This is a genomic window from Streptomyces sp. NPDC087859 (genome assembly GCF_044742595.1).
GTDB classification, from domain to species: Bacteria; Actinomycetota; Actinomycetes; order Streptomycetales; family Streptomycetaceae; genus Streptomyces; species Streptomyces canus_F.
The window spans coordinates 99,282-124,914 of sequence record NZ_JBIUUU010000014.1; the positions used below are offsets into that span (position 1 = coordinate 99,282).

Below are 25,633 nucleotides of genomic sequence, written 5' to 3' on the forward strand. Positions count from 1 at the left end.
GTAAAGGTTCGCAAAGCCAAGCTGAAGATCCCTTCAGGTGACTTCAGCTTCCCCTCAGCGTCGGTCGGCCATGTTGGGTCATGTCGAAAGCGAGCGAATCGCTGAAACCGAGTGAAGTCGACCGAACAGGCAGGAATCCTCATGAAGCGCAACATCGTCATCGCCACCCTGACCGCCGCCGCCCTGGTCACCGGCGGGACCGTCGCGGCCTTCGCGGCGGGCGACGACGACACGACGGCGCAGCGCCAGGCGAGCACCGGCGCGCAGGTGATCGCGGACCGGGACGACGCCGACGACGTGAACGACCGCAACGACGACGCCGATGACGCGAACGACGACGACCGTACGACGACCGTCGACGGCGACGTCACCGCCGCCGAGGCGATCGCGGCCGCCCTCAAGCACACCCCGGGCACCGCCGTCTCCGCCGACGTGGACGACGACGGCGCCGGCACGTGGGACGTGGACGTCGTCAAGGGCGACGGCGGCGAGTACAGCGTCAAGGTCGCCTCGGACTCCGGCAAGGTTCTCGGCGCCCACCGCGACACCGACGACGACCAGGACAGCGAGGACCGCGCCGAACTGGCCGCCCTGAAGGGCGCCGAGTTCGACGCCCGCGAGATCGCGCTGGCGGCCGCGGCGAAGGGCACGGTCACCGAGGTCGGCGTCGACGACGACAACGGCACCGTGGCCTGGAGCGTGGAGACCGTGAAGAACAACGTGACCTCCGAGTGGAAGGCCGCCCTCGACACGGGCAAGCTCACCCAGGACCAGGACGACTGACCTTCCCCTCCACCGTGGGCCCGGTCTCCCCCGCCGGACCCGCGGATCCCCCACCCGGCGGGCGCGGCTTCCTGGCCGCGCCCGCCGGTCTCGTCATACGGCGGCCAGGGCCTCCTTCGCCTCAGCCGTACGGCCGCGGCGGGCGCCCTTCGCCACGGCCAGCGCCGCCAGGACCACGGCCGCACCGGTCACCGCGAAGCACCCGGCCACCGGCAGCCGCCCGGCGAGGACACCGGCCGCCGCCGTACCGGCCGTGCTTCCGGCGTTGATCGCCGTGTTGACCCAGGCACCGGCCCGTGTGCGTGCCTCGTCGGTGACGGCCTCGTCGGCGAGGAGATACGCGGTGGTGACGGCCGGCGACACGAAGAGGCCGGCCACCGTCATGGTCAGGGCGAGCGTGCCCAGGCCCGGGGCGAGACCGGCGCCGAGGAGCGCGAGGCCGAGGCCCGCCGTCAGCAGAGCCAGCCGGACCGGGGCGGACGTACGCCAGTCGACGGCACCGTTCAGCAGGCCGCCGACGGCGCTCCCGGCGGACAGCGCGGCCAGCACCCAGGCCGCGCTCGCCCCGCCGTGGTCGTGCCGCTCGGCGAAGACCATGACCAGCAGATCGAGCACACCGAGAGCGACCCCGACGGCCACCGCGGCGGTGACGGGCCGCCCGATCCTCCGCAGCACGGGACGACCGCGCCCGCCCCGGCCGTCGGCCCCACCGCGGCCCGCAGGCGCCGTGCCCCGCACCGCCGGCGACGACACGAACCCCACCGCCCCCGTCACCATCAACGCCGCCCCCACGGCGATCCCGACCGCCGGCGTGGCGACCCCGACCAGGACGCCCACGAGCAGCGGGCCCGAGACGAAGAGCAGTTCCTCGGCGACGGCGTCGAGGCTGTACGCGCGTTGCAGCAGGTCGCGGTCCGGGGCGAGCCGGCTCCAGACGGTCCGCATGGTCGGGCCGAGCGGCGGCACGCAGGCGCCGGCGAGGGCGGTGAGGGCGCCCAGGACGTACGCCGGAGCGCCCGGCCGCCAGACGGCCGCGGTCAGCAGGCCGAGCAGGACGGTGTAGGCGACGAGCATCGGCACGAGCGCCCGGCGTGGCCCGTACCGGTCGATCAGCGAGGCCCTCGCGGGCGACAGGAAGACGACGGTGGCGCCGAACAGCGCCATCACGGTGCCCGCCACGGCGTACGAGCCGGAGGCGCGGGTCACGGCGAGCATCACGGACAGCGGGACGATGCCGTACGACAGTCTGCCGACCAGGGCGGTGGCGAAGGTGCGGCGGGCATGCGGAAGGCGCAGCACGCGCGCGTAGGACGCGGACATGGTGAGTTCCTCGGAGAAGAGGCGGAAGGCGGACACCGGGGAGTCACGGGAGCGGTGTGCTCGACCGTGACTCGGTGTGCGCTCTACGCCAGGGAGAGGAACATGCGGATCAACGTACCAGCGGCGCCGCGGAGTCGACCAGGGCGCCTCAGCCCTGTGTCAGGCCCGCCACCAGCTCGTCCGCCGCCCCGTACGGGTCCAGCTCGCCGGCCACGATCCGGTCCGCCAGCGCGTCCAGGCGTCGGTCGCCGTGCAGGTCGCCGATCCTCTCGCGCAGGGCCGTGACCGCGATGGTCTCCACCTCGCGGGCGGCGCGGGCGCGGCGGCGCTCGGCCAGGACTCCGCGCTCCTCCATCCAGGCGCGGTGCTTCTCCAGCGCCTCGACGACCTCGTCGATGCCCTCGGAGCGGGCGGCGACCGTCTTCACGATGGGCGGGCGCCAGTCGCCGGGGCCGCGGGACTCGCCGAGGCCCAGCATGTGGTTGAGCTCACGGGCGGTGGCGTCGGCGCCGTCCCGGTCGGCCTTGTTGACGACGTACACATCGCCGATCTCCAGGATTCCGGCCTTGGCCGCCTGGATGCCGTCGCCCATGCCCGGGGCCAGGAGGACCACGCTGGTGTCCGCCTGCGAGGCGATCTCGACCTCCGACTGGCCGACGCCGACCGTCTCGACCAGGACGACGTCGCAGCCGGCCGCGTCCAGGACACGGATCGCCTGCGGGGCCGACCAGGCCAGACCGCCGAGGTGGCCGCGCGTGGCCATCGAGCGGATGTAGACGCCCGGGTCGGAGGCGTGGTCCGACATCCGGACGCGGTCGCCCAGCAGGGCGCCGCCCGAGAAGGGCGAGGACGGGTCGACGGCCAGGACGCCGACCCGCCTGCCCTGCTTGCGGTACGCGGTGACCAGGGCGGACGTGGACGTGGACTTGCCCACGCCCGGGGAGCCGGTGAGACCCACGACGTACGCGTTGCCCGTCAGCGGGGCGAGCGCCGCCATGACCTCCCTGAGTTGCGGGGACGCCCCCTCCACCAGGGAGATCAGCCGGGCCACGGCACGCGGCCTGCCCTCTCTCGCCTGGGCCACCAGAGAGGAGACGTCCTGCATCACAGCTCCGATCCGTTAGAGAAGTACAGCTCAGGCCTTGGGTACCCGCACGATGAGCGCGTCACCCTGACCGCCGCCGCCGCACAGCGCGGCCGCGCCGACACCGCCGCCGCGCCGCTTCAGCTCCAGCGCCAGGTGCAGCACCAGACGGGCGCCGGACATGCCGATCGGGTGGCCCAGGGCGATGGCGCCGCCGTTGACGTTCACCGTTTCGGAGGACACGCCGAGGTCCTTCATTGACTGGACCGCGACGGCGGCGAAGGCCTCGTTGATCTCGATCAGGTCGAGGTCGGAGACGTCCAGGCCCTCCTTCTTGAGGGCGTGGAGGATGGCGTTGGACGGCTGGGACTGGAGGGAGTTGTCCGGTCCCGCCACATTGCCGTGGGCGCCGATCTCGGCGATCCACTCCAGGCCGAGCTCCTGCGCCTTGGTCTTGCTCATCACGACCACGGCCGCGGCACCGTCGGAGATCTGCGAGGACGTGCCCGCCGTGATGGTGCCGTCACGGGTGAACGCCGGGCGCAGCTTGCCCAGGGACTCCGCGGTCGTCTCGGCGCGGATGCCCTCGTCCTTGCTGAAGACGACCGGCTCGCCCTTGCGCTGCGGGATCTCGACCGGGGTGATCTCGGCCTCGAAGATGCCGTTCTTCTGCGCGGCCGCGGCCCGCTGGTGGGACAGGGCGGCGATCTCGTCCTGTTCGGGGCGCTGGATGCCCAGGCGCGCGTTGTGCTTCTCGGTGGACTCGCCCATGGCGATGTTCTCGAAGGCGTCGGTCAGACCGTCGTGGGCCATGGCGTCGAGCATCTCGATGGCACCGTACTTGAAGCCCTCGCGGGACTTCGGGAGCAGGTGGGGGGCGTTGGTCATGGACTCCTGGCCGCCCGCGACGATCACGTCGAACTCGCCCGCGCGGATCAGCTGGTCGGCCAGCGCGATCGCGTCGAGGCCCGACAGACAGACCTTGTTGATGGTGAGCGCCGGGACGCCCATCGGGATGCCGGCCTTGACCGCGGCCTGGCGCGCCGGGATCTGGCCGGCCCCGGCCTGGAGCACCTGGCCCATGATCACGTACTGCACCTGGTCGCCGCCGATCCCCGCACGGTCGAGGGCGGCCTTGATCGCGAAGCCGCCGAGGTCGGCTCCGGAGAAGGACTTGAGCGAGCCGAGCAACCGTCCCATCGGGGTGCGGGCACCCGCCACGATGACGGACGTCGTGCTGTTCGAACCAGACATGAGGTGCGATCCCCTTTCAGCTGCACAGCTGAGGAGTGAACGAGGGTTTACTTCGAATGTACTGAGTGGCACTCCGTGCCGTCACCGGGCCGTCGGTGTGATCGCGCGCACGTTGCGTAACCACCTCGGGAGCGCTGCACTGAGTTCCATGCTGACGCGAATCGACCACATCGGGATCGCCTGTTTCGACCTGGACAAGACTGTCGAGTTCTACCGGGCCACCTACGGCTTCGAGGTGTACCACTCCGAGGTCAACGAGGAGCAGGGCGTGCGCGAGGCCATGCTCAAGATCAACGACACGTCGGACGGCGGGGCCTCCTACCTGCAGCTCCTCGAGCCGACCCGCGAGGACTCCACCGTCGCGAAGTGGCTCGCCAAGAACGGTGAGGGCGTGCACCACATCGCTTTCGGTACGGCGGATGTGGACGCCGAGTCCGCGGACATCCGCGACAAGGGCGTACGCGTCCTGTACGAGGAGCCTCGACGCGGCTCCATGGGGTCACGGATCACCTTCCTGCACCCCAAGGATTGCCATGGAGTACTGACAGAACTGGTCACTTCGGCGCCTGTTGAGTCACCTGAGCACTGACCCCCGTACATATGGGCCGGTAGGGTTGGGGGCGGTCGCCGCTCTTGGGGGGCGACCGCGGGCCGGGGTCCGGGTTTCGGGGGACAAGCGTCGGGGCGGCAGCCCTTGCTCCGCCGTTGATCTGACACCATTCCCCGGGGGCCCCGTTCGGCGGATGGACGGAGCTCGTTTGGGCAGACACGCGACCAGGGGACGGATGGGACCGCGCAGTGCGGGGCTACGAAAGCCAGGAGCGAGTGCCGGCGGCTGACGTCGACCACCTCTCTCGGTTCGAGGCCGAGATGGACCGGCTGAAGACCGAGCGGGAAAAGGCGATCCAGCACGCCGAGGACCTCGGCTACCAGGTCGAGGTGCTGCGCGCCAAGTTGCACGAGGCGCGGCGCACCCTCATGTCCCGACCGTCCTACGACGGCGGCGACATCGGCTATCAAGCCGAACAGTTGCTCCGCAACGCCCAGATCCAGGCCGATCAGCTGCGCCAGGACGCCGAGCGCGAGCTGAGCCAGGCGCGGGCGCAGACGCAGCGCATCCTCCAGGAGCACGCCGAGAACGCGGCGCGGCTCCAGGCGGAGCTGCACCAGGAGGCGGTCACCCGCCGCCAGCAGCTGGACCAGGAGCTCTCCGAGCGCCGCCAGACCGTCGAGTCGCACGTCAACGAGAACGTGGCGTGGGCCGAGCAGCTGCGCGCCCGTACCGAGCAGCAGGCCCGCCGGCTCCTGGAGGAGTCCCGCGCGGAGGCCGAGCAGGCCATGGCCGCCGCCCGCGCGGAGGCCGAGCGGGTCGCCGCCGAGGCCCGCCAGCGACTCCAGAGCGAGGCCGAGACGGCCCGCACGGAGGCCGAACAACTGCTGCGGCGCGCCCGCACCGACGCCGAGCGACTGCTGAACGCCGCGTCGACGCAGGCCCAGGAGGCCACCGACCACGCCGAGCAGCTGCGCAACTCCACGGCGAGCGAGTCGGACAGCGCCCGCCGCGAGGCGACCGAGCTGAGCCGCGCGGCCGAGCAGCGGATGACGGAGGCCGAGGAGGCGCTGCGCAAGGCGCAGAGCGAGGCCGAGAAGCTCCTCACCGAGGCCAAGACGAGCGCCGAGAAGGCGCTCTCCAGCGCCGAGTCGGCCAACGAACAGCGCACGCGCACGGCCAAGGAGCAGGTCGCCCGGCTGGTCACCGAGGCCACCAAGGAGGCCGAGGCCACCAAGGCGGACGCCGAGCAGGTCGTCGCGGACGCCCGCGCGGAGGCCGAGAAGATCGTCGCCCAGGCCTCCGAGAAGGCCCGCACGATCACCGCCGAGGAGACCGCGTCCCAGCTGGGCAAGGCGGCCAAGACCGCCGAGGACGTCCTCAACAAGGCGTCCGAGGACGCCCGTAGGACCACCAAGGCCGCCGCCGAGGAGGCCGAGCGGATCCGTTCCGAGGCCGAGGCCGAGGCGGACCGGCTGCGCGCCGAGGCGCATGACATCGCCGAGCAGCTCAAGGGCTCGGCGAAGGACGACACCAAGGAGTACCGGGCCAAGACGGTCGAGCTCCAGGAGGAGGCCCGTCGGCTGCGCGGCGAGGCCGAGCAGCTGCGCGCCGACGCGGTCGCCGAGGGCGAGAAGATCCGCGCGGAGGCCCGCAAGGAGGCCGTCCAGCAGATCGAGGAGGCGGCCAAGACCGCCGAGGAACTGCTGGCGAAGGCCAAGCAGGACGCGGACGAGCTGCGTCAGACGGCCACGACGGACAGCGAGAAGGTCCGCACCGAGGCCATCGAGCGCGCCACCACGCTGCGCCGGCAGGCCGAGGAGACCCTGGAGCGCACCCGCCAGGAGGCCGAGCGGCACCGCGCGGAGGTCGTCGAGCAGTCCGAGGGCATCAAGGCGGACGCCGAGCGGGCCGCGCGGGAACTGCACGAGGAGACCGAGCAGGCCATAGCGGCCCGCCAGGCCGAGGCCGCCGAGGAACTGACCCGGCTGCGCACCGACACCGAGGAGCGTCTCGCCGCCGCCGAGCAGGCGCTGACCGACGCTCGTGCCGAGGCCGCGCGGATCCGTCGCGAGGCCGTCGAGGAGAGCGAGCGGCTGCGCTCCGAGTCCGCCGAGCGGATCCGCACCCTGCAGCAGCAGGCCGAGGCGGAGGCCGAACGGCTGCGCAACGAGGCCGCCTCCGACGCGTCCGCGTCCCGCGCGGAGGGCGAGGCCATCGCCGTACGGCTGCGTTCGGCGGCCGCGGCCGAGGCCGAGCAGCTGAAGGCGGAGGCCCAGGACACCGCCGACCGGGTCCGTGCGGAGGCGCAGGCCGCCGCCGAGCGGCTCGCGACGGAGGCGTCCGAGACGCTGGCCGCCGCCCAGGAGGAGGCCGTCCGGCGCCGCCGCGAGGCCGAGGAGACCCTCGGCTCGGCGCGCCAGGAGGCCGACCAGGAGCGCGAGCGGGCCCGCGAGCAGAGCGAGGAGCTGCTGGCCTCCGCCCGCAACCGTGTGGAGGAGGCGCAGGCCGAGGCGGTACGGCTGGTCGAGGAGGCCGACCGGCGCGCCACCGAGATGGTGTCGGCGGCCGAACAGCACGCCCAGCAGGTACGGGACTCCGTGGCCGGGCTGCACGAGCAGGCTCAGGAGGAGATCACCGGGCTGCGCAGCGCCGCCGAGCACGCGGCGGACCGCACCCGGCGCGAGGCCGAGGAGGAGGCGGACCGGGTCCGCGGCGACGCCTACGCCGAGCGGGAGCGGGCCAGCGAGGACGCGGGCCGTATCCGGCGCGAGGCGAACGAGGAGTCGGAGGCCGCCAAGGCGCTCGCCGAGCGCACCGTCGGGGAGGCGATCTCGGAGGCGGAGCGGCTCAGGTCGGACGCCGCCGAGCACGCCCAGCGGGTGCGCACGGACGCCTCGAACGCGATCGCCGAGGCCGACCAGGCCGCCGCCCGTACCCGGGCGGACGCCCGTGAGGACGCCAACCGCATCCGCTCGGACGCGGCCTCGCAGGCCGACGCCCTCATCACCGAGGCGCGCAACGAGGCCGAGCGGCTCACCACGGAGACGCTCGCCGACACCGACCGGCTGCGCACGGACACGGTCAACGAGGCCGAGCGCGTACGGTCCGAGGCGGTCGCCAAGGCCGAGAAGCTGATCGCGGACGCCACCGGGGACGCGGAGCGGCTGCGCGCCGAGGCCGCCGACACGGTCGGCTCCGCTCAGCAGCACGCCGATCGGGTCCGCGCCGACTCCGAGCGTTTCAAGGCCGACGCGCTGGCCGAGGCCGACCGGGTCACGACGGCCGCGCGCGAGGAGGCCGAGCGGACCCTCGACGAGGCCCGCAAGGACGCGAACAAGCGGCGCCAGGACGTGGCCGAGCAGGTCGACACGCTCATCACGGAGACCACGGCCGAGGCGGACAAGCTCCTCACCGAGGCGCAGCAGCAGGCTCACAAGACCACCGCGGACGCGGAGGGGCAGGCCGACTCCATGGTGGGCGCGGCCCGCTCGGAGGCCGACCGGCTGGTCTCGGAGGCGACCGTCGAGGGCAACTCCCTGGTGGAGAAGGCCCGTACGGACGCGGACGAGCTGCTCGTCGGTGCCCGCCGGGACGCCACCGCCATAAGGGAGCGTGCCGAGGAGCTGCGCGACCGCATCACGGCCGAGATCGAGGACCTGCACGAGCGGGCCCGCCGCGAGGCCTCCGAGACGATGAGGTCGACCGGCGACCGCTGCGACGCGCTCATCAAGGCGTCCGAGGAGCAGCTGGCGAAGGCGCAGGCGAAGGCCAAGGAGCTGGTCTCGGAGGCCAACTCCGAGGCGGGCAAGGTCCGTATCGCCGCCGTGAAGAAGGCCGAGGGGCTCCTGAAGGAGGCCGAGCAGAAGAAGTCGGCGCTCGTGCGGGAGGCCGAGGAGCTCAAGGCGGAGGCGATCCGCGAGGCCCGGCGCACGGTGGAGGAAGGCAAGCGCGAGCTGGAGATCCTGGTGCGTCGCCGCGAGGACATCAACGCCGAGATCTCCCGTGTCCAGGACGTCCTGGAAGCGTTGGAGTCCTTCGAGGCCCCTTCGGCGGGCAAGGACGGTGGCGTCAAGGCCGGCGTCACGGTCGGAGCCCCTCGATCGGGTGGCAAGCCGTCCGACAGTTAGGCGTCGGACAGCTGACCGAAGGCTGACCGGCAGGTCGAATTCCGGTGCCGTCTGGGGCCTTTGACCAAGTTTTTGGCAAGCCGTCCCGGGGTTAGCCACTCAAAAGGGGTGTCATTCTCCAGATCAAACACGTATCCGCTCGATGACACACCGCTTCGGCCCCTAGGATTCCCCCTATCACCTCACCGGTCTCATTTGACAGGAACCCCATGAGCGACACTTCCCCCTACGGCTTCGAGCTTGTGCGGCGTGGGTACGACCGCGCTCAGGTGGACGAACGGATCTCCAAGCTCGTCTCCGACCGTGACAGCGCTCTCTCCCGCATCACCGCTCTGGAAAAGCGCATCGAGGAGCTCCACCTCGAAACGCAGAACGCGCAGGCTCAGGTCACCGACGCCGAGCCCTCGTACGCCGGTCTCGGCGCGCGTGTCGAGAAGATCCTCCGCCTCGCCGAGGAGGAGGCCAAGGATCTGCGCGAGGAGGCCCGTCGCGCGGCGGAGCAGCACCGCGAACTCGCCGAGTCGGCGGCCCAGCAGGTCCGCAACGACGCGGAGTCCTTCGCCGCGGAGCGCAAGGCCAAGGCCGAGGACGAAGGCGTCCGGATCGTCGAGAAGGCCAAGAGCGACTCCTCTCAGCTGCGCCAGGAGGCACAGAAGGACGCGCAGCAGAAGCGCGAGGAGGCGGACGCCCTCTTCGAGGAGACCCGCGCCAAGGCCGCCCAGGCCGCCGCGGACTTCGAGACGAACCTCGCCAAGCGTCGCGAGCAGTCCGAGCGCGACCTGGCGTCCCGCCAGCAGAAGGCCGAGAAGCGCCTCGCGGAGATCGAGCACCGCGCGGAGCAGCTGCGTCTCGAGGCCGAGAAGCTGCGCACGGACGCCGAGCGCCGTGCCCGTCAGACCGTCGAGACGGCGCAGCGCCAGGCCGAGGACATCGTGGCCGACGCGAACGCCAAGGCCGACCGGATCCGTTCGGAATCCGAGCGCGAGCTGGCCGCCCTCACCAACCGCCGCGACAGCATCAACGCCCAGCTGACGAACGTGCGCGAGATGCTCGCCACGCTCACGGGCGCCGCGGTGGCCGCGGCCGGTTCGCCGGCCACGGACGACGAGCCGATCTCCCGTGGGGTCCCGGCTCAGCAGTCCCGGTAAGCAGTAGCGCGTTCAGAGGCCCGCACCGTCTCCCCCGGAGGTGCGGGCCTCTGGCGTGCCCGCCAGGGGCAGGAAGACGTCGTCGACGATCTCCGTAAACGTCTCGTCCGCACCGCCGTGGGAATCTCGCCGCGCTCGGCGGCCCGCTCGACGAGCGTGCGCAGCGCGCCCCGCATGATGCCGAAGCAGGACGGGTCCATGTCCCGGGCCTCGGCGAGCAGCCCGTACGGCGTGTCCGGGACTTCGGGATGAGCGCCGCCGACCTCGCCGTGAACGTCGGCGCCTACCAGGGCCTGAGCCCACACCGCGTCCCGCACGGCAGCACCACCGTCCGGATCGCCTCTGGTCGACGGTCCTCACGGTGCTCGCCGCGCTCGTCGCACTCTCCCCGCCCGCTCAAGTGGCAGCCCCCGAACGCCCGTCTTAGCGTGGCCGCATGATCGAGCTCGAGGGCCTGACCAAGCGGTACGGCGAGAAGGTGGCGGTCAACAACCTGACCTTCACCGTCAGACCGGGCATCGTCACGGGCTTCCTCGGTCCCAACGGCGCCGGCAAGTCCACGACGATGCGGATGATGCTCGGCCTCGACCGCCCCACGGCCGGAGACGTCCGGATCGACGGGCAGCACTACGACCACCTCAGAGAGCCTCTGAAGTACATCGGCGCCCTGCTGGACGCCAAGGCCATGCACGGCGGGCGCAGCGCCTTCAACCACCTCCTCTGCCTCGCCCAGAGCAACGGCATCCCCCGCGGGCGGGTCGCCGAGGTCCTCGACACCGTCGGCCTCACCGCGGTGGCGAGGAAGAAGGCCAAGGGGTTCTCCCTCGGCATGGGACAGCGGCTCGGCATCGCGGGCGCGCTCCTGGGCGATCCGCGGATCCTGATGTTCGACGAGCCGGTGAACGGGCTCGACCCCGAGGGCATCCACTGGATCCGCAACCTGATGAAATCGCTCGCGGCACAGGGGCGGACGGTCTTCGTCTCCTCTCACCTCATGAGCGAGATGGCGCTGACCGCCGACCACCTTGTCGTCATCGGGCAGGGGCGGTTGCTCGCCGACACCTCCATGGCCGAGTTCATCGAGCAGAACTCGCGGTCGTACGTCCGGATCCGCTCTCCCCAGCGCGAGCGGCTGCTCGACGTGCTGCACGAGGCCGGGATCACGGCCGTGGAGTCCGGCAACGGGACGCTGGAGGTCGACGGCGGCAAGTCCGAGCACATCGGGGAGCTGGCCGCGCAGCACCAGCTCGTGCTGCACGAGCTGAGCCCTCAGCAGGCCTCCCTGGAGGAGGCGTTCATGCAGCTGACCGCGGAGTCGGTCGAGTACCACGCGCACTCCGACGCACCCGTCGCGGCGCCGGCCGAGCAGTGGGGCGACGACTGGAAGGGGAACTGACCATGGCGGCGATCCAGGTCGTACGGTCCGAGTGGACCAAGATCCGGTCGGTGGCCTCCACCGTGTGGACGCTCTCCCTCGCCGTGGTCGTCACCCTCGCCCTCGGCATGCTGATCTCGGCCCTGTCGAAGAACGAGTTCGACAACATGAGCCGCAACGACCAGCTCTCCTTCGACCCCACCTTCATCAGCTTCGCCGGGATGGGCCTCGGTCAGCTCGCGATGATCGTGTTCGGGGTGCTCGTGGTGTCGAACGAGTACAGCACCGGCATGATCCGCACCTCGCTGGCCGCCGTACCGCAGCGGGGCACCTTCCTGTTCAGCAAGATCGCGGTGGCGGCCGGCCTCTGCCTCGTCGTCGGCCTCGTCACCAGCTTCGTCACCTTCTTCCTCGGGCAGGCGATGCTCGGCTCGCGCCGGGCCGAGATCGGCGACCCGGGAGTGCTGCGCGCGGTCATCGGCGGCGGGCTCTACATGACCCTCATCGCGGTGTTCTCGATGGGCGTGGCCACGATGCTGCGCTCGCCGATGCTGTCGCTGGGCATCCTGATGCCGTTCTTCTTCCTGATCTCCAACATTCTCGGCAACGTCTCGGCGACCAAGAAGATCGGCCAGTACCTGCCCGACCAGGCCGGCAGCAAGATCATGCAGGTGGTCACCCCGATCGACGACGACACTCCGTACGGTCCCTGGGGCGGGCTGGGGATCATGGTGCTGTGGGTGGTCGCGGCGGTCGCGGGAGGGTACGTCCTGCTGAAGAAGCGGGATGCATGACGCCCCGGAGCTTTGCTCGCTCTTGAGTGGAACCGTCAGCGCCCCGATAAGCTCCTAACCCTTACGGGGGCGTGTGCCCTGCTGTCCTGAACCTTTCGATGGGTGCGGAGCATGATCGAGGCAGTCGGCCTGACCAAGCAATATGGCGACAAGACCGCTGTGTACAACCTTTCCTTCCAGGTGCGGCCCGGTGCCGTCACCGGCTTCCTGGGCCCCAACGGCTCGGGCAAGTCGACGACGATGAGGATGATCCTCGGTCTGGACAACCCCACGTCGGGGCAGGTGACGATCGGCGGATACCCGTACCGCAAGCTGCCCAACGCCCCCCGCCAGGTGGGCGCGCTGCTCGACGCCAAGGCCGTGCACGGCGGCCGGCACGCCCGCAACCATCTGCTCTGCCTCGCCCAGCTGTCCGGTATCCCGGCCCGCCGGGTGGACGAGGTGCTCGGCGTGGTCGGGCTCCAGGACGTGGCCAGGAAGCGCTCCAAGGGCTTCTCCCTCGGCATGGGCCAGCGGCTCGGCATCGCCGCCGCGCTGCTGGGCGACCCCCAGGTGCTGCTGTTCGACGAGCCGGTCAACGGGCTCGACCCGGAGGGCATCCTCTGGGTGCGCAACCTGATGAAGTCCCTGGCGGCGGAGGGCCGTACGGTCTTCGTCTCCTCGCACCTCATGAGCGAGATGGCGCTGACCGCCGACCACCTGATCGTCATCGGGCGCGGACAGCTGCTGGCCGACATGAGCGTGCAGGACTTCATCGCCGCGAACTCCGCGGGCTTCGCGCGCGTACGCACCCCCGACACCGATCCGCAGCTGCGCGAGAAGCTGACGTCCGCGCTGACCGAGGCGGGCGGGCACGTGCTGCCGGAGCAGGACGGCGCGCTGCGCATCACGGGTCTGCCGCTCCCCCGCATCAGCGACATCGCCCACGACACGGACGTACGCCTCTGGGAGCTCTCCCCGCACCAGGCCTCGCTGGAAGAGGCGTACATGCGGATGACCCAGGGCGCCGTCGACTACCGCTCGACGATCGACCAGAAGGCGGGCCTCCAGCAGCAGCTCCCGCCGGGAGCCCAGCCCCCGATGCCGGTCCCGGGCCAGGGCCAGCCGGGCTGGTACGCGCCTCCGCCGCCGCAGCAGGGCGGCCAGCCGCTCGCGGGCGCCCCCGCCGGCGCGTACGGCACCGGGCAGCCCCCGGCGGGCCCGTACGGCGCCCCCGGCGCGGGTCAGCCCAATCCGTACGCCCAGACGCCTCCCCAGGCCGCCCAGGCCCCGGCGCAGCCCTCCGGCCCGGCAACCCCGCCCGCGGACCAGCAGCCCGCCACCCCGAGCGCGCCCGCCACGGCCCCCGCGCCGCCCGCGGCCGCCCCGGCCCCCGCGCCCCAGCAGCCCGTCGCCGCCCCTCCGGCGGCCGCCCCTCCGGCCCCGCAGCCGACCCCCGCGCCCGCCGCCGACCTGACGAAGTCCGAGGACGCCCGATGAGTACGCCCCAGCCCCCGATGCCGCAGGCCGCCGCACCCGACTGGCAGGCGGCGCCCGCTCCCTCGTACGCCGCGTACACCTCGCCGATCCCGGTCGTGCGCACGCACCTCGGGCACGCGATCGCCTCGGAGTGGACGAAGATCCGCTCGGTGCGCTCGACGATGTGGACGCTGGGCGTCTTCGTGCTGCTGGTCGTCGGCATCGGCCTGCTCGCCGCCGCCGTGGTGTCGAGCAGCGCGACCGAGGGTGATCTGTCGGGTGAGAACCCGCTGTCGTTCGGCTTCTTCGGACTGCTGCTCGGCACGATGTGCGTGATCACGCTCGGCGTGCTGACCACGGCCTCCGAGTACGGCACCGGCATGATCCGCACGACGATGACCGCGTGCCCGAGCCGTGGCCGGGTGCTGACCGCGAAGGCCGTCGTCTTCTTCCTGGTCGCCTTCGTCGTCACGTTCGCGTCGGTCCTGCTGGTCGCCCTCGCCGACGTGGCCCTCCTCGACGGCACCGGTGTCAAGGACCCCTCCGGCAGCGAGTGGCTCAAGGGCACCCTCGGCATCTCGCTCTACATCGCGCTGCTCGGCCTGCTCTCGCTGGTCGTCGGCTCGATCATCCGGCACTCGGCGGGCGCCATCACCATCATGATCGGCCTGGTGCTGGCACCGCTGGTCATCGCCCTGTTCATGTTCTCGTCCTCGCTGGAGGACCTGCGCACGGCCCTGTTCGAGTACTCCATCCCGAACCAGCTGAGCGTCTTCTACTCCAACTCGCTGACCGAGACCGGCCCCTCGGGCTGGGACCCGCTGTGGATCATCGCGGGGGTGACGGCCGCCGCGTTCGCCGGTGCCTACGCCCTCCTCAACCAGCGGGACGTCTAGAACCTCGGCGCGTTACGGGACCGCTGCACCCGCGAGGTGCGGCGGTCCTTCGCGTTCCAGCACGCCTTGTGCCAGTGCCGGCGCTCGTCGACGCCCGAGTGGTCCGGCCAGGCCACCACGTGCGGGACGCCGTCGGGGATCAACTGGTCGCAGCCCGGGCAGCGGTAGGACTTGCCCTGGGCGCTCGCCCCCGGCACATGGCGGATGTTCCACTCCTCGCCCTGCCAGCTCTCGGTGGACTGGAATCCGCCGTAACGTCCCGAGCGGTCGTCCCCGCCTGAGGGGTCGGCTCCTTTGGGTCGGTTGCGACGCGGGGACACAGGACACCTCACGGGGCTATACAGGAAGCATGGGCCGTGTCCAGCCTACGCGGCGCGAGCCTGGGTAGGCGTAGGGGACCAACCCCCACAAGTGCCCCGTCATACAGGTTCATTCTGCAGACAATCCGAGTATCTCTTCGCCAGGCCGTGTCCTCGGCACGTGTCAGACGGTTATGCCGGGTGGGGGAGCTCCGCGTCGGGGCCAAGGAAGCAGGAAAAGCAATGCACGTGGGAAGTTTCGTGTTGGCTGCCCAGTTCCCGGGGCAGGGCCAGGGGGAGGCGCTGCACCGCGCGGTCCGCTCGGCCGAGGTGGCCGAGGAGGCCGGGCTGGACTCCGTCTGGCTGGCCGAGCATCACTTCGTGCCGTACGGCACCTGTCCGTCGGCGATCACCCTGGCGGCGTTACTGCTGGGCCGCACCAGTCGCCTCAGGGTCGGCACCGCGGTCAGCGTGCTGCCCACCGTCCACCCCGTCGCGCTCGGCGAGCAGGCCGCGCTGCTGCACATCGCGTCCGGCGGACGGTTCTCGCTGGGCGTGGGGCGCGGCGGGCCGTGGGTCGACCTGGAGGTGTTCGGCTCGGGCCTGGAGGCGTACGAGACGGGGTTCCCGGAATCACTCGATCTGCTGGTGCGCTGGCTGCGCGAACCGTCGGTGGGTGCCTCCGGGGAGCGCTTCACCTTCCGTGAAGTGCCCGTCGTCCCGCGGCCGTCGGAGTCCCTGTCGGGGGAGCCGGGACCCGAGGTCGTCGTCGCGTGCACCTCCCCGGCGAGTGTGCGGCTGGCCGCCGAGCGCGGACTGCCGATGCTGCTCGGGATGCATGTGGGGGACGAGGAGAAGGCCGAGATGGTCTCCCTGTGGCGCACGCACGCGCGCGCGGCGGGCCGTTCGCCGCGGGAGGTGCGGGGCGCGGCCCATGTCTCGGCCGGGGTCTGCCAGATCGCGGACCGGCGCACGGACGCGGTGGAGACCCTGGTGAAGGCGATGCCGGGCTGGCTGCGGCAGGGTCTGGAGGCCCATGTGACGGTCGATGGCCGGCATCGCTCGATGCGCGACCCGGTGGCGTACACCGAACTGCTCTGCGGGCTGCACCCGGTGGGCACTCCGCGGCTCTGCGCCGACCGGCTCGCGGCGACCAGCGAGCGGACCGGTATCACCCGCTTCGCCCTGCTCACGGAGGGTTCGGGGGATCTGGCGGCGACGGAGGAGAACGTCCGGCGGCTCGGCGCCGAGGTGCTCCCCCACCTCGGCTGACCGTGCGTATCGCACCCGCCGTGCTTGCCGCCCCGGTACTTGATGCACCTCCCGCATACGGAGCGGCAAGCAGGCAGTTCGCTGTCAGCAGTCCCGGAACTCCGGTGACTGATTGAGCAGCTGACTACGGACCGAGGTGAAACGGGCCAGCGTCTCGTCCACCGAGCCGTCCAGCGGGAACACCGCCACACGGTGGCAGTTCTGGAAGGCCAGTCGCACCCCGAAGTGCCGTTGCAGCGCGCCGCGTATCGCGTCACTCGCGAGCGCACGCAGCAGCTGACCGCGTGCTTGCTCGTCCGGCGGAGGCGTCTGGTTGTCGGCGAACTGACCGCCGTCGACCTTCAGCTGGGCCACCAGGGAGCTGACCATCTCCCATGCGTAGGGCAGGGAGGTCCGGACGCAGTCGACGAATTCCGCTTCGTCGACCTCGCCTCGCTCGGCCTTCTCGAGTAGGGCCGGTGAGACGTCGAGCGACATGGGTTCTCCTCTCGCACCCCTGAACAGGAATTCAGGGGTTGCCGGACAGGTAAGGGAGTTCGCGAATCCGAACACGCTGAGTGCACATCTCGCGACCTCCCGGTTACTACGGTAAGCAACGGACGGTGACGGCACCAGGCGAACGCGTACATAGAGAGCCCTGGTTGGGGACACAATCGGCCACAAACGAACATCGCGTTTCTGGGGCGAATCGCGTGGACCCGGGCCCGTCGAGTAGCGTTGCCGACCATGCGTCTCGTCATTGCCCGGTGCTCCGTGGACTACGCGGGCCGGCTCACCGCCCACCTCCCGTCCGCCCCCCGTCTCATCCTGGTGAAGGCGGACGGCAGCGTGTCGATCCACGCGGACGACCGGGCCTACAAGCCCCTGAACTGGATGTCGCCGCCCTGCACGTTGAAGGAGGAGTCGGGGGACTTTCCCGAGGGCGCCGTGGGCGTCTGGACCGTCGTCAACAAGGGCGGCGAGAAGCTGATCATCACGATGGAGGAGATCCTCCACGACTCCTCGCACGAACTCGGTGTGGATCCCGGCCTGATCAAGGACGGCGTGGAAGCACACCTTCAGGAGCTGCTCGCCGACCGCATCGAAACCCTCGGCGACGGCTATACGTTGATCCGCCGCGAGTACATGACGGCCATCGGCCCGGTCGACATCCTGTGCCGGGACGCCGAGGGCCAGACCGTCGCGGTCGAGATCAAGCGGCGCGGCGAGATCGACGGCGTGGAGCAACTCACCCGCTATCTGGAGCTGTTGAACCGCGACCCGCATCTCGCCCCGGTCCGCGGCGTCTTCGCGGCCCAGGAGATCAAGCCCCAGGCCCGCGTCCTGGCCACGGACCGCGGCATCGGCTGCACGGTCCTCGACTACAACGCCCTGCGCGGCATCGAGGACGACAAGCTGCGCCTGTTCTGACGGGTTCTTCTTCTACGCCGGTTCTTCTACGACGATTCTTCTACGGCTGAGAGGGCCGGGTCCTGTTTCCAGGATCCGGCCCTCTTGCGTTGCCGTACCGGCGTCAGATCACCGCGTTCGACGCCGAGCCCGTGCTGCTGGGCGAACCCGCGTCACTGCTCTCCGGGACGCCGGCGGAGGTGCTCGCCGGTGCGCTGGAGGCGGCGGGGCCACTGGCGGAGTCGGAGGTGGACGGCTCGTCCGAGGGGTCCGGCGTGGGGCTCGTCGTGGGCGACGGCGGCTCGGATGTCTCGGTCGGCGTCGGATCCGGAGACTCCGTCGGCGGCTTGGAGGTCGGCGGCTTCGAGGTCGAGGACGGCGGCTTCGTCGTCGGCGTCTTGCTCGGCGAGCTCGACGTCCCGCCTGTCCCCTTCGTCCCGCTCGGGTCGTCCGAAGGCTCCGCGGTGTCCGTCGGCGTCGGGTCGTCGGACGTGCCGTAGGTGCCGTCGGGGCCCGGGTCGGTCGGCCGGCTGGTGGCCTCGCCGGTGTCGCCCTCGTCGCCGTTCTTCGGCACGTCGGCGCCCAGGCTGCCGTCGTCCAGGCCCTGGCTGGCCGACGGGTTGGGGCCGACCTTGGTGGACGGGTTGTCGTTGTCGGGGTTGGAGGTGGCGCCGAGCGTGACCACCGTGCCGAGCACCGCCGCGAGCAGCGCGCCCGCGCCGGCCGCGACCAGGTTGCGGCGGGCCAGACCCTTCAGACCGCCCCGGGCCTTGCGGTTGGGAACGGGGGCCGCCGGGACCCGGTTGGTGACCAGGGTCGAGTTGTCGAACGGCGACTGGAGCGGCGGGAAGGCCGCGGGGACGCCACCGGGAGGCGACTGCGACTCCTCGGACCGGGCGTCGGGTATCTCTTCACCGGCCGTCGCCCCGATACCGAGCGGGGCGCCGGAGCGGTCGGAGACCAGGGCCAGAGCCCGGCGGCCGGCGACCGTGCCGCGCTTGTCGGCGAGTGTGCCGCGCAGCCCGATGGAGGCCTCCAGTTCGGAGCGGGCCCGGTCGAGCTGGTCGGCGCAGAGCGCGAGGACACCCAACTCGTGGTGGAAGTAGGCCCGTTCGCCCCCGTCACCGGCGACCCGGGCAGCCTCGGCCCCCCACTGCAGGGTCCGCTCCCAGGCGCTCCAGTGCAGCCCCGCGGCGAACGCGGGCGCCGCCGTGCGGGCCAGCTGGACGGTGACGGACTCCTCGTCCTCGGAGGGCGGGACGGCGGCCGGCACGAGGATGCCGAGCGCGGCGAGCACGGCGTCCGCCTCGGCGCACACCCGCTCGGGAGTGACCGACGGATGCCCGGCCCACCACGCGTAGTGCCGGGCGGCGGCGAGGGCCTTGGCCTCGGCGTCGGTGCCGTAGCCGGCGGCCTCCAGCTGGGCCTGCACCCCGGCGGCGAGCCGGTAGCGGGAGCCGACCGGGGAGACCAGCGCGCAGCCCAGCAGTTCGCCGAGGGCGGCGTCCGCGTGGGTGTCGCCGACGAGGGCGGGCAGATGTGCCTGGTGCGGCACCTCGCCGCCGAGCGCCACGGCGAACCGCAGTGCGGCGCGTGCCGAGTCGCTGAGCCGGGTGGCGAGCAGGGCCGCAGGGGCGGCGCCCTCGGCGAGCGAGGGCAGCGGTACGTCGTGTCCGTCGCCGGCCTCGAAGGGTGCGTCGACCTGGGTTTCCTGGAAGACGCCGAACTCGTCGAAGGCCTCCGCGCTGGCCCGCAGTTCGTCGCGCTGCCGGAGCAGGGCGCCGGCCTGGACGAAGCGCAGCGGCAGACCCTCGGACTCGAACCAGAGGTCGCCGGCCCAGTTGGCCTCCTCCTCGGTGAGGACCCGGCCGACACCGCGCTCCAGGAGTTCGACGCCGCCGGCCCGGTCCAGGCCGCTGAGGAAGACCTCCTCGACGGCCGAGTCGGCGGACGGCGCGGGCACGTCCGGTGTCGTGGCGACCAGGAAGGCGCACTCGGGGGTGGCGTCCAGGAGCTCGTCGAGCGCGGTCCCGCCGAACTCGACGTCGTCCAGGATGACGACCGCGCCGATCTCCCGGACGTACCCGAGCAGCTCGTCCCGTGCGGGCCGGTGCAGGGGGGCGTCGAAGACGGCGTAGAAGAGGTCGTACAGCAGGTCGTCGGCCGTGCGGTGGAAGCCGGTCAGCCGGACCACGCCGTCGGGGGCGAGGTCCGAGCAGTCCTCGGCGAGAAGGTCGAGCAGGCTGGTGCGACCGGAGCCGGCGGGGCCGGTGAGGCGTACGGAACGGCCGCGGGCGAGCAGACGTACCAGTCGTTCACGCTCGTCCTGGCGGGCCAGGAGGTGCAGTGTGGGCCGGTTGAGGCCGGACGGGACGGGCGGTTTGGCCGCGCGGTCCAGCTCGGCCCGTTCGGTGGCGCTGAGCTTCCGCGGCCCCGAGGGCCGCTCGCCGGGCGGGCAGACTTCTATCTCGCTGCCGTCGACGGGGTTGACGGTGAGCAGGTAGTCGCCGGACACCAGCTGCACCGTGCGGGCCAGGGCTGGTGTGTTCTGGCCGAAGCCAGGTGTGAGGGGGTCCCTGGGCGGGCGCTGGCGCGGCGAATCGCCGTCACCGTCATGGCCGTACTCCTCGGGTCCCCGGTTGTTCGGGTCCATAGGTTCAAGCCCCCCAAAAGCGTCGTGTGCCGAGCCCCTCCCGGCCTTGCTGCACACCGCGCTGTCGCTTCTGGTCCGGGCCCGCTCATTCAGGGATGTTCACTCAGCGGGCGACCGAACCCTAAACCTTCGCACAGTATCTACGACAGCCCGGGGTACCGCGCCGTCCGAGACGTCACAGTCTCGTGAGGATTGTGCGCGACGCGCGTTTCACAGTCGCAGCACCCGGCCCTCACACCGCGTTCACACAAGGGGTCACACCCGGGGCAGTGACTCCACCCCGATGCCGCCCTCGATCGCCAGGATCCGGTGCAGCCGGGTGGCCACCAGCAGGCGCTGCATCTGCGGCGGTACGTCGCGCAGCACCAGGCGTCGGCCGCAGCGGCCGGCCCTGCGGTGGGCCCCCATGATCACCCCGAGTCCGGTGGCGTCCCAGGAGTCGAGCTCGGACAGATCCAGCACCAGATCGCCGACTCCGTCGTCGACGGCCGTGTGCAGGACCGTACGGGCGTCCGCCGCGCTGCGGACGTCGAGGCGGCCCCCGACGACCAGCTCGGCGTGGTCGCCCCTGATGAACATATGCGCTCCCCGTGGTGCGTCTCGTGCTCCGCGAATGTGATGTCCAGTGATGCAACGTCTGACTGAGTTGGACGGTCAGAGGTTGCCGTCTGTAAGCGAACCGATACCGAATTCACCCCCGGGAGTGATACGTCAGGGGCCTGTGCGGTTTCAGTGCTTGTAGAAGCCCTGCCCGCTCTTGCGACCGATGTCACCGGCGTCAACCATCCGGCGCATCAGCTCCGGCGGGGCGAACTTCTCGTCCTGGGTCTCGGTGTAGATGTTGCTCGTGGCGTGCAGCAGGATGTCGACGCCGGTGAGGTCGGCGGTGGCGAGCGGGCCCATGGCGTGGCCGAAGCCCAGCTTGCAGGCGAGGTCGATGTCCTCGGCGGTGGCGACGCCCGACTCGTAGAGCTTGGTCGCCTCGACGACGAGGGCGGAGATGAGCCGGGTGGTCACGAAGCCGGCGACGTCCCGGTTGACGACGATGCAGGTCTTGCCGACGGACTCGGCGAACTCCCGGGCGGTGGCGAGGGTTTCGTCGCTCGTCTTGTATCCGCGGACGAGCTCGACGAGCTGCATCATCGGCACCGGCGAGAAGAAGTGCACGCCGACGACCCGCTCGGGGCGCTCGGTGGCCGCCGCGATCTTGGTGATCGGGATGGCGGAGGTGTTGGAGGCGAGGACGGCGTCTTCGCGCACGATCTTGTCGAGGGCACGGAAGATCTCGTGCTTGACCTCGAGCTTCTCGAAGACGGCCTCGACGACGATGTCGGCGTCGGCGACGGCGTCCAGGTCGGTGGTGGCGGTGATCCGGCCGAGGGCGGCGTCGGCGTCGTGCGCCTCCAGCTTGCCCTTGCTCACGAACTTGTCGTACGAGGCCTTGATGCCGTCGGTGCCACGCTTGAGTGCCTCGTCGGTGACGTCTCGCAGGACGACGTCCCAGCCCGCCTGAGCGGAGACCTGGGCGATCCCGGAACCCATCAAGCCGGCGCCGATGACGGCAAGCTTCCGTGCCACTGTGCGACTCCCCTTTGAACGCCTTACACGCTGTTGACATCTGCCTCTTCGGCGGACCTTAGCGGGCGTGAGGTGCTGTGTGGCCGGTTAGTAATGCGCGTCACGTCTCATCTGACGGACATCACACCGGCACGGCTCATCCGTGGTCACGTACGGCGTAGTTGAGCACGTTCTCGCTCAACAGCTCCTCGATGTCGTCGAGAAGCGTCAGCACCTCTCGTGACACTTCGTCCGGATTGCGCCCTGCGACCATCTCACGCCCGATGTGGACGAACACCTCCGAGTGGACCCAGCAGATCTGACCGGCGATCAGCCCCGGCAGCGGGTCCGCACCGTCGGCACCGGTCGCCTCCCGGAGGGTCGCCTCGAGGTGGTCGTGGATCTCCTGCTGGAGACTCCACAGCCGGGAGCGGAGCGGCGGCGCCTCGTGGATGCAGCGCATGAAACGGTCGTAGCCCGTCATGAGGCCGATCCGGGGCGAGACCGCCTCCGCCTCCGCGCGCAGCTCGCGCAGCACGGCCCGCGCGGCCGACTCCCCCACGTCCCGGGCGCGCACCCAGCGCGAGAGCTGTTCGACTACGCCGGAGGAGCGGTCGAAGAAGAGGTCCTCCTTCGCCGGGAAGTAGTTGTAGACGGTGTTCACGGAGACATCGGCGGCCTCCGCCACCTCCGCGATGGTCACGGTCACGAACCCGTGCTCCAGGAACAGTCCGGTGGCGATGTCCGAGATCCGCTGTCTCGTCTCGCGCTTCTTCCGCTCCCTGAGCCCTTCAGCCATGGTCCACATCCTAGCTTCGTTGGACTCCATGAAACTTTGGGGTCATTGCAAAATTTAAGAGACTCTGTTTTTCTGTGGTCATGACCGTCATCAGTACGGCGGGCCTGGCCCGTACCTTCCAGACGAAACTCGGCCCGGTGGAGGCCGTGCGCGGCATCGACCTGAGGGTCCGCGAGGGCGAGATCCTCGGCTTCCTCGGCCCGAACGGCGCCGGGAAGACCACCACCCTGCGGATGCTCACGACCCTGTTGACACCCACCGGCGGCGCCGCCACCGTCGCCGGCCACGACCTCGCCACCGACCCCGCCGGGGTGCGGAGGGCCTGCGGCTATGTGGCCCAGTCGGGAGGGGTCGACCCGCAGATCACCGTGCGGGAGGAACTGGTCACCCAGGGCCGCCTCTACCGCCTGACGAAGACCCGGGCAGCCGAGCGGGCCGAGGAGCTGGCCCGGGATCTGGACCTGACCGGGCTGCTCGACCGCAAGTGCGGGGCGCTGTCGGGCGGTCAGCGCCGGCGCCTGGACATCGCGATGGCCCTCACCCACCGCCCGAAGGTGCTCTTCCTCGACGAACCCACCACCGGCCTCGACCCCGGCAGCCGGGCCGACCTGTGGGACCTGGTCCGCCGGCTGCGCGACGAGCACGGCACGACGGTGTTCCTGACCACCCACTACCTGGACGAGGCCGACGCCCTCGCCGACCGCCTGGTCGTCGTCGACAAGGGCGTGGTCGTCGCGGAGGGCACACCGACCGCGCTCAAGCTGGAGTACGGCGGCTCGATCGACGCCTCGCTCCAGGACACCTTCCTCGCCATCACCGGCCGCACCGCCACACCGGCCGACGCCGCCCCCGTAGCCGTATAGGAATCCCCCGACGATGCTTCTCCACGACACCGCGCTGATCTACGGCCGCTATCTCCGTCAGTCCCTGCGCTCCCGCTTCGCCCTGCTCTTCGGCGTGCTGATGCCGCTGCTCTATCTCCTCTTCTTCGGCCCGCTGCTCACCGATCTCCCGCTGGGCGGGGCGGGCAGCTCCTGGCAGCTGCTCGTGCCCGGGCTGCTGCTTCAACTCGGCCTGTTCGGGGCCTCGTTCGCGGGGTTCGCGATCATCGTCGAGAAGAGCCAGGGGGTGGTGGAGCGGATGCGGGTGACACCGGTCAGCCGGCTGGCGCTGCTGCTCGGGCGGGTGCTGCGCGACGCCACCGTCTTCGTCCTCCAGGCGGTACTGCTCGTGCTGGCCGCGCTGGCCATGGGGCTGCGGGCCCCGCTCGCCGGCATCCTGATCGGCTTCGCGTTCGTCGCGCTGCTGACGGTGTCGCTGGCCTCGCTGTCGTACGCGCTGGCCATGAAGCTGCACACCCCGGGGGAGTTCGGCCCGGCGGTCAACGCCCTGACGATGCCGATGATGCTGCTGTCCGGCCTGATGCTCCCGATGACCCTGGGCCCGGCCTGGCTGGACGTCCTCTCCCACTTCGTGCCGTTCCGCTATCTGGTGGACGCCGTCAGGGACGCCTACGTCGGCTCGTACGCCTCGGCGCACATGGCGTACGGCGTGCTGGTCGCCCTCGCGCTCACGGCACTCGCCGTGACGGTGGGCACACGCGTGTTCCGAACGGCCGGGGCGTAACTACGCTGACCTCATGGTCAATCTGACGCGCATCTACACCAGGACCGGCGACCAGGGCACCACCGCCCTCGGTGACATGAGCCGGGTCGCCAAGACCGATCTGCGGATCTCGGCGTACGCCGACGCCAACGAGGCGAACGCGGTGATCGGCACGGCGATCGCGCTGGGCGGGCTCGACGAGGAGATCGTCAAGGTCCTCACCCGGGTGCAGAACGACCTGTTCGACGTGGGTGCGGACCTGTCGACGCCGGTCGTGGAGAACCCGGAGTTCCCGCCGCTCAGGGTCGAGCAGTTCTACGTCGACAAGCTGGAGGCGGACTGCGACCACTTCAACGAGCGACTGGAGAAGCTCCGCTCCTTCATCCTGCCCGGCGGCACGGCGGGTGCGGCCCTGCTGCACCAGGCGTGCACGGTCGTACGACGTGCCGAGCGCTCCACATGGGCCGCTCTGGAGGTCCACGGCGAGGTGATGAACCCGCTGACGGCGACCTACCTGAACCGGTTGTCGGACCTGCTGTTCATCCTTGCCCGCTCGGCCAACAAGGACGTCGGGGACGTGCTCTGGGTCCCGGGCGGGGAGCGTTAACGCTCGCGCTTGGGGAACAGCGTGTAGCCGGCGGCGATGATCACATTGATGCCGATCAGCCACGCCATGCGCTGCTGCCAGGCCCGTAGCGAGTCGGTCCCGCCGTCGCCGCCGACGTACCAGATCGCCCCCTGGAGCAGGGTCATGGCGACGACCGCGGCGAGGATCCAGCGGCCCGCGACCTTCCACTCGTGGACGGCGCGGGCCGTGCCGTACTTCGGCGGCCGTACCGGCGGCGGGCCGCCCGCGAAGCGGTGGGCGAAGTGGGCGTCGGCCCATCGGATCGTGGAGTGGCCGAGGCCCACGGTGAAGCCGATGTAGACGGCGGCCAGACCGTGCTTCCAGTCGGGCTCGGCGCCGCCGCGCAGATCGACCGCGGTCACGATGAACAGCACGAGCTCCAGCAGCGGCTCGCACAGCAGCAGCGCCAGCCCCGCCCGCGGCATCCCGAGGACGTACCGGAAGGCCAGTCCCGCGGCCAGCAGCACCCAGAACGCCACCTCGCAGGCGACGATCAGTCCGACGATCACGGCTCGCTCCCTTCGGTCACCCTTCCAGGCTCCCGGCGCGCGCGGCCGCTTTCGTCGTCGCCGCTGACGAAGTCGCCGTACATCGAAAGATGCAGTCCAGGACCGTCCCCGGGGATCAGGCGGGCGCCGC

The 25,633-nt window shown here is 71.1% G+C and carries 23 protein-coding genes; 13 read left to right on the forward strand and 10 right to left on the reverse strand.

What is annotated here, in order from left to right; genetic code table 11:
• Window positions 1-141 precede the first annotated feature (141 nt).
• Window positions 142-783, forward strand: coding sequence for a PepSY domain-containing protein (locus ACIOHP_RS32195; protein WP_401893111.1), 642 nt, complete (start codon window positions 142-144; stop codon window positions 781-783).
• Between the two features lie 93 nt (window positions 784-876).
• On the opposite strand, the gene ACIOHP_RS32200 is transcribed toward ACIOHP_RS32195, so the two are convergent.
• The 3 genes from ACIOHP_RS32200 to ACIOHP_RS32210 form a co-directional block, all read right to left on the reverse strand.
• The gene (locus tag ACIOHP_RS32200; protein ID WP_401893114.1) at window positions 877-2,103 is read right to left on the reverse strand and encodes an MFS transporter; all 1,227 of its coding nucleotides are present in this window, start codon (window positions 2,101-2,103) and stop codon (window positions 877-879) included.
• Window positions 2,104-2,251: 148 nt separating this feature from the next.
• On the reverse strand, window positions 2,252-3,208 hold the full coding sequence (gene meaB, locus ACIOHP_RS32205; RefSeq protein WP_266887950.1) for a methylmalonyl Co-A mutase-associated GTPase MeaB: 957 nt from the start codon (window positions 3,206-3,208) through the stop codon (window positions 2,252-2,254).
• A gap of 30 nt (window positions 3,209-3,238) precedes the next feature.
• Window positions 3,239-4,441, reverse strand: a complete 1,203-nt coding sequence (locus ACIOHP_RS32210) for an acetyl-CoA C-acetyltransferase (RefSeq protein WP_361479315.1) — start codon at window positions 4,439-4,441, stop codon at window positions 3,239-3,241.
• Window positions 4,442-4,589: 148 nt separating this feature from the next.
• Between ACIOHP_RS32210 and mce the strand changes: the two genes are divergently transcribed.
• From mce to ACIOHP_RS32245, 7 genes are all read left to right on the forward strand, one after another.
• A complete protein-coding gene (mce, locus tag ACIOHP_RS32215; protein ID WP_388642411.1) occupies window positions 4,590-5,030 on the forward strand; it encodes a methylmalonyl-CoA epimerase in 441 nt (146 codons plus the stop codon).
• 209 nt (window positions 5,031-5,239) lie between these two features.
• Window positions 5,240-9,121 carry a polarized growth protein Scy gene (scy, locus tag ACIOHP_RS32220; protein WP_401893118.1) on the forward strand — a complete coding sequence of 1,294 codons (3,882 nt, stop codon included), beginning with the start codon at window positions 5,240-5,242 and terminating at the stop codon, window positions 9,119-9,121.
• 209 nt (window positions 9,122-9,330) lie between these two features.
• Window positions 9,331-10,269, forward strand: a complete 939-nt coding sequence (locus tag ACIOHP_RS32225; RefSeq protein ID WP_046263072.1) for a cellulose-binding protein — start codon at window positions 9,331-9,333, stop codon at window positions 10,267-10,269.
• 436 nt (window positions 10,270-10,705) lie between these two features.
• A complete protein-coding gene (locus ACIOHP_RS32230; protein WP_401893121.1) occupies window positions 10,706-11,665 on the forward strand; it encodes an ABC transporter ATP-binding protein in 960 nt (319 codons plus the stop codon).
• A gap of 2 nt (window positions 11,666-11,667) precedes the next feature.
• On the forward strand, window positions 11,668-12,438 hold the full coding sequence (locus ACIOHP_RS32235; protein ID WP_361479330.1) for an ABC transporter permease: 771 nt from the start codon (window positions 11,668-11,670) through the stop codon (window positions 12,436-12,438).
• Window positions 12,439-12,549: 111 nt separating this feature from the next.
• A complete protein-coding gene (locus ACIOHP_RS32240; RefSeq protein WP_401893125.1) occupies window positions 12,550-13,917 on the forward strand; it encodes an ABC transporter ATP-binding protein in 1,368 nt (455 codons plus the stop codon).
• Window positions 13,914-14,792, forward strand: a complete 879-nt coding sequence (locus tag ACIOHP_RS32245; RefSeq protein WP_361542097.1) for an ABC transporter permease — start codon at window positions 13,914-13,916, stop codon at window positions 14,790-14,792. The genes ACIOHP_RS32240 and ACIOHP_RS32245 overlap by 4 nt, the downstream gene beginning before the upstream one ends.
• Here the strand turns inward: ACIOHP_RS32245 and ACIOHP_RS32250 are convergent.
• Window positions 14,789-15,112, reverse strand: a complete 324-nt coding sequence (locus ACIOHP_RS32250) for an ATP/GTP-binding protein (RefSeq protein WP_361479339.1) — start codon at window positions 15,110-15,112, stop codon at window positions 14,789-14,791. The two genes, ACIOHP_RS32245 and ACIOHP_RS32250, sit on opposite strands and share 4 nt — an antisense overlap.
• Window positions 15,113-15,334: 222 nt before the next feature.
• On the opposite strand from ACIOHP_RS32250, the gene ACIOHP_RS32255 reads away from it, so the two are divergent.
• Window positions 15,335-16,363, forward strand: coding sequence for an LLM class flavin-dependent oxidoreductase (locus ACIOHP_RS32255; protein WP_361542100.1), 1,029 nt, complete (start codon window positions 15,335-15,337; stop codon window positions 16,361-16,363).
• Window positions 16,364-16,447: 84 nt separating this feature from the next.
• Here ACIOHP_RS32255 and ACIOHP_RS32260 read toward each other — a convergent pair whose 3' ends face one another.
• Entirely contained in the window at window positions 16,448-16,840 is a 393-nt protein-coding gene (locus ACIOHP_RS32260; protein WP_046262495.1) for an SCO5389 family protein, read from the reverse strand.
• A 249-nt stretch (window positions 16,841-17,089) separates the two neighbouring features.
• Here ACIOHP_RS32260 and nucS point away from each other — a divergent pair, with 249 nt between their 5' ends.
• A complete protein-coding gene (gene nucS / locus ACIOHP_RS32265; RefSeq protein ID WP_307025783.1) occupies window positions 17,090-17,773 on the forward strand; it encodes an endonuclease NucS in 684 nt (227 codons plus the stop codon).
• Between the two features lie 103 nt (window positions 17,774-17,876).
• Here nucS and ACIOHP_RS32270 read toward each other — a convergent pair whose 3' ends face one another.
• The 4 genes from ACIOHP_RS32270 to ACIOHP_RS32285 form a co-directional block, all read right to left on the reverse strand.
• Complete coding sequence (locus tag ACIOHP_RS32270; RefSeq protein ID WP_401893131.1) at window positions 17,877-20,405, reverse strand: ATP-binding protein; 2,529 nt, start codon at window positions 20,403-20,405, stop codon at window positions 17,877-17,879.
• Between the two features lie 255 nt (window positions 20,406-20,660).
• Entirely contained in the window at window positions 20,661-20,984 is a 324-nt protein-coding gene (locus ACIOHP_RS32275) for an STAS domain-containing protein (protein ID WP_067029557.1), read from the reverse strand.
• A gap of 150 nt (window positions 20,985-21,134) precedes the next feature.
• Entirely contained in the window at window positions 21,135-21,983 is an 849-nt protein-coding gene (locus ACIOHP_RS32280) for a 3-hydroxyacyl-CoA dehydrogenase family protein (protein WP_266887979.1), read from the reverse strand.
• Between the two features lie 136 nt (window positions 21,984-22,119).
• Entirely contained in the window at window positions 22,120-22,761 is a 642-nt protein-coding gene (locus ACIOHP_RS32285) for a TetR/AcrR family transcriptional regulator (RefSeq protein WP_361479354.1), read from the reverse strand.
• A gap of 80 nt (window positions 22,762-22,841) precedes the next feature.
• Here ACIOHP_RS32285 and ACIOHP_RS32290 point away from each other — a divergent pair, with 80 nt between their 5' ends.
• From ACIOHP_RS32290 to ACIOHP_RS32300, 3 genes are read left to right on the forward strand one after another with little or no spacing between them, the layout of a single operon-like run.
• Window positions 22,842-23,624, forward strand: a complete 783-nt coding sequence (locus ACIOHP_RS32290) for an ABC transporter ATP-binding protein (RefSeq protein ID WP_401893135.1) — start codon at window positions 22,842-22,844, stop codon at window positions 23,622-23,624.
• A gap of 13 nt (window positions 23,625-23,637) precedes the next feature.
• On the forward strand, window positions 23,638-24,387 hold the full coding sequence (locus ACIOHP_RS32295; RefSeq protein WP_401893137.1) for an ABC transporter permease: 750 nt from the start codon (window positions 23,638-23,640) through the stop codon (window positions 24,385-24,387).
• Between the two features lie 13 nt (window positions 24,388-24,400).
• The gene (locus ACIOHP_RS32300; protein WP_361542115.1) at window positions 24,401-24,973 is read left to right on the forward strand and encodes a cob(I)yrinic acid a,c-diamide adenosyltransferase; all 573 of its coding nucleotides are present in this window, start codon (window positions 24,401-24,403) and stop codon (window positions 24,971-24,973) included.
• Here ACIOHP_RS32300 and ACIOHP_RS32305 read toward each other — a convergent pair.
• A complete protein-coding gene (locus tag ACIOHP_RS32305; RefSeq protein ID WP_401893139.1) occupies window positions 24,970-25,503 on the reverse strand; it encodes a hypothetical protein in 534 nt (177 codons plus the stop codon). The two genes, ACIOHP_RS32300 and ACIOHP_RS32305, sit on opposite strands and share 4 nt — an antisense overlap.
• Between the last annotated feature and the right edge of the window lie 130 nt (window positions 25,504-25,633).

Excerpts from the sequence above, each read along its gene's own strand:
- ACIOHP_RS32195 (WP_401893111.1), top strand. The coding sequence starts at position 142 with ATGAAGCGCAACATCGTCATCGCCACCCTGACCGCCGCCGCCCTGGTC.
- ACIOHP_RS32200 (WP_401893114.1), bottom strand. The coding sequence starts at position 2,103 with ATGTCCGCGTCCTACGCGCGCGTGCTGCGCCTTCCGCATGCCCGCCGC.
- meaB (WP_266887950.1), bottom strand. The coding sequence starts at position 3,208 with ATGCAGGACGTCTCCTCTCTGGTGGCCCAGGCGAGAGAGGGCAGGCCG.
- ACIOHP_RS32210 (WP_361479315.1), bottom strand. The coding sequence starts at position 4,441 with ATGTCTGGTTCGAACAGCACGACGTCCGTCATCGTGGCGGGTGCCCGC.
- mce (WP_388642411.1), top strand. The coding sequence starts at position 4,590 with ATGCTGACGCGAATCGACCACATCGGGATCGCCTGTTTCGACCTGGAC.
- ACIOHP_RS32225 (WP_046263072.1), top strand. The coding sequence starts at position 9,331 with ATGAGCGACACTTCCCCCTACGGCTTCGAGCTTGTGCGGCGTGGGTAC.
- ACIOHP_RS32230 (WP_401893121.1), top strand. The coding sequence starts at position 10,706 with ATGATCGAGCTCGAGGGCCTGACCAAGCGGTACGGCGAGAAGGTGGCG.
- ACIOHP_RS32235 (WP_361479330.1), top strand. The coding sequence starts at position 11,668 with ATGGCGGCGATCCAGGTCGTACGGTCCGAGTGGACCAAGATCCGGTCG.
- ACIOHP_RS32240 (WP_401893125.1), top strand. The coding sequence starts at position 12,550 with ATGATCGAGGCAGTCGGCCTGACCAAGCAATATGGCGACAAGACCGCT.
- ACIOHP_RS32245 (WP_361542097.1), top strand. The coding sequence starts at position 13,914 with ATGAGTACGCCCCAGCCCCCGATGCCGCAGGCCGCCGCACCCGACTGG.
- ACIOHP_RS32255 (WP_361542100.1), top strand. The coding sequence starts at position 15,335 with ATGCACGTGGGAAGTTTCGTGTTGGCTGCCCAGTTCCCGGGGCAGGGC.
- ACIOHP_RS32260 (WP_046262495.1), bottom strand. The coding sequence starts at position 16,840 with ATGTCGCTCGACGTCTCACCGGCCCTACTCGAGAAGGCCGAGCGAGGC.
- nucS (WP_307025783.1), top strand. The coding sequence starts at position 17,090 with ATGCGTCTCGTCATTGCCCGGTGCTCCGTGGACTACGCGGGCCGGCTC.
- ACIOHP_RS32270 (WP_401893131.1), bottom strand. The coding sequence starts at position 20,405 with ATGGACCCGAACAACCGGGGACCCGAGGAGTACGGCCATGACGGTGAC.
- ACIOHP_RS32275 (WP_067029557.1), bottom strand. The coding sequence starts at position 20,984 with ATGTTCATCAGGGGCGACCACGCCGAGCTGGTCGTCGGGGGCCGCCTC.
- ACIOHP_RS32285 (WP_361479354.1), bottom strand. The coding sequence starts at position 22,761 with ATGGCTGAAGGGCTCAGGGAGCGGAAGAAGCGCGAGACGAGACAGCGG.
- ACIOHP_RS32290 (WP_401893135.1), top strand. The coding sequence starts at position 22,842 with ATGACCGTCATCAGTACGGCGGGCCTGGCCCGTACCTTCCAGACGAAA.
- ACIOHP_RS32295 (WP_401893137.1), top strand. The coding sequence starts at position 23,638 with ATGCTTCTCCACGACACCGCGCTGATCTACGGCCGCTATCTCCGTCAG.
- ACIOHP_RS32300 (WP_361542115.1), top strand. The coding sequence starts at position 24,401 with ATGGTCAATCTGACGCGCATCTACACCAGGACCGGCGACCAGGGCACC.